This is a genomic window from Devosia epidermidihirudinis (assembly GCF_000971295.1).
Taxonomy (GTDB): domain Bacteria; phylum Pseudomonadota; class Alphaproteobacteria; order Rhizobiales; family Devosiaceae; genus Devosia; species Devosia epidermidihirudinis.
This window is the reverse complement of sequence record NZ_LANJ01000040.1, coordinates 1-511: the sequence shown is the minus strand read 5'-3', so window position 1 is coordinate 511 and position 511 is coordinate 1. Positions and strand designations below refer to the sequence as shown.

General features: G+C 71.4%; 1 protein-coding gene. It reads left to right on the top strand.

Annotated elements, in window-relative coordinates:
• Positions 1–511, top strand: a 511-nt coding sequence (locus WH87_RS19870) for a hypothetical protein (protein WP_197410818.1), incomplete at both ends; no start/stop codon positions are given.

Genomic DNA, 511 nt, shown 5'->3' with positions numbered 1-511 from the left:
CTCCCGGGGCCGCTGCGCGCGGCGCTGGTGCGCTGGTATGTCGGCGAGGGGGATCATGGCGACGAGCAGGCCGGCATACGCCTCGTCCAGAACGCGCGCATCGGCCACAAATGGCTCGCCTGCGACTGTCTCGGCCGCCAGCTCGCCCCCCCGATCCTGACGCCGGCCTATCTCTCCGAGGCGGAAACCTATTATCTGCGCCGCCTGACCGGCACGAAGCGCGCCGAACATCGCGGCGACTGCCCGTTCTTCCGCGACCAGGCGACCGCGCGGATCTCGGAGGTGCGTAGCCGGCACGCACCGGCGAAACCGCCCGAGGGCTTCTTCGAGGTGCTGAAGCCCGCGCCCGAGAAGCTGGCGCAGCGCCCAGAGGACGACAGCACCGACGACCGGACGCGCAACGCCGCCTCCCCCAAACTCGCGCGGCAGCTGTGGCGGTTGCTCGATGTCGCTGGGGTCAACCGGGTCGCGCCGCTCTCGGCACGGGTGGATTGGTCGCTCGGCACCAGCC